At 61.5% G+C, this 2,764-nt stretch carries 2 protein-coding genes and 4 pseudogenes; 4 read left to right on the forward strand and 2 right to left on the reverse strand.

Going from position 1 to position 2,764, the window contains the following annotated elements; translation table 11 throughout:
- Positions 1–152 (forward strand): annotated as a pseudogene (locus NKH52_RS35155) (IS1380 family transposase); the annotation flags it as partial.
- A 187-nt stretch (positions 153–339) separates the two neighbouring features.
- Positions 340–485 (forward strand): annotated as a pseudogene (locus tag NKH52_RS35580) (LysR family transcriptional regulator); the annotation flags it as partial.
- On the opposite strand, the gene NKH52_RS35160 reads toward NKH52_RS35580, so the two are convergent.
- Both NKH52_RS35160 and NKH52_RS35165 read right to left on the reverse strand, forming a co-directional pair.
- Positions 472–1,677 carry a beta-ketoacyl-[acyl-carrier-protein] synthase family protein gene (locus tag NKH52_RS35160; RefSeq protein WP_352553917.1) on the reverse strand — a complete coding sequence of 402 codons (1,206 nt, stop codon included), beginning with the start codon at positions 1,675–1,677 and terminating at the stop codon, positions 472–474. The pseudogene NKH52_RS35580 and the gene NKH52_RS35160 overlap by 14 nt on opposite strands.
- Complete coding sequence (locus tag NKH52_RS35165) at positions 1,678–1,953, reverse strand: acyl carrier protein (protein ID WP_352658148.1); 276 nt, start codon at positions 1,951–1,953, stop codon at positions 1,678–1,680.
- 466 nt (positions 1,954–2,419) lie between these two features.
- Between NKH52_RS35165 and NKH52_RS35170 the strand changes: the two are divergent.
- Together NKH52_RS35170 and NKH52_RS35175 are read left to right on the forward strand one after the other, a co-directional pair.
- Positions 2,420–2,512 (forward strand): annotated as a pseudogene (locus NKH52_RS35170) (LysR family transcriptional regulator); the annotation flags it as partial.
- Positions 2,513–2,609: 97 nt separating this feature from the next.
- A pseudogene (locus tag NKH52_RS35175) lies at positions 2,610–2,764 on the forward strand (IS1380 family transposase); the annotation flags it as partial.

Raw genomic sequence — 2,764 nt, forward strand, 5'->3', positions numbered from 1 at the left:
GCGCCAACGACGTCGACTTCATCTTTGGCCTCGCGCCCACCACGACCCTGCGCAAGCATGTCGCGGATCTGGAGGCCAGCACGACAGCACGCTTGGAAGCGTCGGCCAAGACAGGCAAGGTCCGCATGTTCAAGGAGCTCGTTGACGGCGCCCGCGGCGCGGCCGGGCCGGCAGCACTCACGCGGCTATAACGGGCGCAGAGCCGACCCTGCGGCTTCCAGACATTGTCGTGTACAGCTTCAGACCCTCAAGCCGAGCCCGCAGGGACTAGCTTACCTTTTACGGGGCGGGGGTACGTCCAAGCCGCTTCAACAGTTAAGAAATTCGCAAAGACGATACCCCCGGATCGTCGAGCTTCCGCTGCCACTTCCCACATTCGCCGAGGCGGTCAATGACCCGCCCTTCACAATAGTTATCCGGCAAGCATCTGGATGCGAGAGATAATGTTGCCGGAGGCATCTCTCATGGCTTCTACACCTGCCTGAACGCCAGAACCGCGTTCGTGCCGCCAAAGGCGAAGGAGTTGCTCAGTGCCACGCGCACCTTGCGCTCGCGTGCCACATTGGGTGTGACGTCGAGATCGCAATCGGGGTCCAGCTCACGATAATTGGCAGTCGGCGGCACGACGCTCTCGCGGATAGCCATCACGCAGGCGATCAACTCGAGCGCGCCGGACGCGCCGAGGCAATGCGCGTGCATGGACTTGGTAGAAGAAATGGACATTGAGAAGGCGTGCTGACCGAAGACTCGCTTGATCGCCGCCGTCTCGATCTGGTCGTTGGCCTTTGTGCCGGTGCCGTGCGCGTTGAGATAGTCGACATCCTCGGCGTCCAGCCTGGCATCGGCAAGGCAGGCCCGCATTGCTGCCTCCGGCCCCTCGACAGTCGGCGCGACGATGTCGGACGCATCGGCGGAAAGGCCGGCACCGGCAATTTCGGCAAGGATGGTGGCGCCCCGAGCCAGGGCATGCTCGTAGCTTTCCAGCACCGCCATGCCGGCGCCTTCACCAAGCGATAGGCCCTGGCGATCGGCCGAGAATGGCCGGCAAGCATCGGGCGAAAGCACGCGGATCGCTTCCCATGCCTTCAGCACACCCCATATGAGCGGCGCTTCGCTGCCGCCGGCAAGCATCACGTCGGCCCGGCCGTGCCTGATCTGGTCCACCGCGCAGGCAATCGCATGGTTTGCCGAGGAACAGGCGGACGTGACGCCGAAGACCGGTCCGCGCAGGCCGAGACTCATGCTGACCTGGCCGGCAGCGGCACCCGGCATCGCCTTGGGTACAGTCAAGAGAGCGGCACGCTTACCGCCCAGCAGGATGGCGCGGTAGGTTTGCTCGATCGCATCCCACCCGCAGCCGCCAACGCCCACCGTCGCACCGAAGCGATAGCTATTTCCCTCTTTGGAGGAAAGTCCGGCCTGACGCATGGCTTCGCGCGCCGCAAGCACAGCGAGCAGGCTGAAGCGGTCCATGGAGATGAGTTGCTTGCCGTCGATGTCATGCTCCGGCAGCGCCTTGATCTCGGCACCGATCCTGACCCTCAATTCATGGAGCTCGGAGTTGACGATTGGGCCGATGGCGGAGCGGCCTTCTCGCATCTCTGTCCAAATGGCGGCGGCGTTGGTCCCAAGCCCGCAGATCCCGCCAATCCCAGTAATCACGACGCGCCTGTCCATTCACACCCCCTTAGCGAGCAAGCTGCGCACGGCTTCCACCATGTCCCCAACATTCTGGAGATCCGACCATGCCTCGGCCGTATTCATCTCGATCTCGATGCCGTAGGCCTGCTCCAGGTCCCAGAGAACGTCCGCCAATCCCAGTGAATCGATACCGAGCGAAGTCAGTCTCGTGGCAGCCGTTATTTCGTCGCCTGTGGCAGGCGCTATGCCGCCCTCCGACGCGGCGCGCTTCTTGATCATGTCGACTATTTCGTTGGCGAGTTGATCTGCCATCTTGTTCCTTTCCAGCTTGCGTTTTCGGCGTCGTTCAAAACCCGAGTCGCGTCGCGTTGCTAAAATTGCCCCTCATAGAGCCTGTGCGACCGACCAAGCCCAATGCCCATAGGAACCGGACGAGCTCCGGCTTCTGCGGCGTCAGCCCGATGACGAAGAAAAGTCGCCGGCCTCCCGCTTTTGCGCCAGCACATCAAGAATCTGCGTGTAAATGGATAGGAACCGTCGTCAAACGTCAGCTAAACGCTGCGACGGTGGGTGCTGTCAGCGTATTGCCTCTCATTCCCAGTACAATTCCCACCGCACGCGACAGATTTCCTATTTCGGGCTCTTCTCAAGGGACTCGCCACGCGATAGAGGCAGTGATCGGCGCACGTGAGGTCCTGCCAAGTGCATGCGACATTCCGGAAAATTGGTAAAATCGTTTGTTTCAATCGAATTCATCCACGCTATGGATAGCTAAGACATGCGTTTCAAAGGGCTCGATCTTGTCGTTCTCGACGCGCTGCTGAGCGACCGCGGCCTCACGGCGGCGGCACGCCGCATCAACCTAACCAAATTCATGGGGGTTGGTGGATGTGGCGCAAGCCGTTGAAATGACGTAGGATTTGGTTGCTTAAGCCGATCCGGACCATTTCCTGGAGACCACACCCACCATGAACGATCTTGCGCTGCCGCTGAGCGGTTTGTCATCAGTCGGCGGCAAGTCCGTCGTCGCCCGTTTCAACGGCGGCATGCTGTCGTCCAACAGCGGCGTTCTGGCCTTGGCCGAGGTGGAAAAGCGGTTGCGGGTGGCCGAGCGTCTGGCGCG

It is taken from the genome of Mesorhizobium sp. M1066, from assembly GCF_040318635.1.
Classification (GTDB): domain Bacteria; phylum Pseudomonadota; class Alphaproteobacteria; order Rhizobiales; family Rhizobiaceae; genus Mesorhizobium.

What these genes read in the sequence shown, in the direction of transcription:
- NKH52_RS35165 (WP_352658148.1), bottom strand. Translation starts at nt 1,953, where the DNA reads ATGGCAGATCAACTCGCCAACGAAATAGTCGACATGATCAAGAAGCGC.
- NKH52_RS35160 (WP_352553917.1), bottom strand. Translation starts at nt 1,677, where the DNA reads ATGGACAGGCGCGTCGTGATTACTGGGATTGGCGGGATCTGCGGGCTT.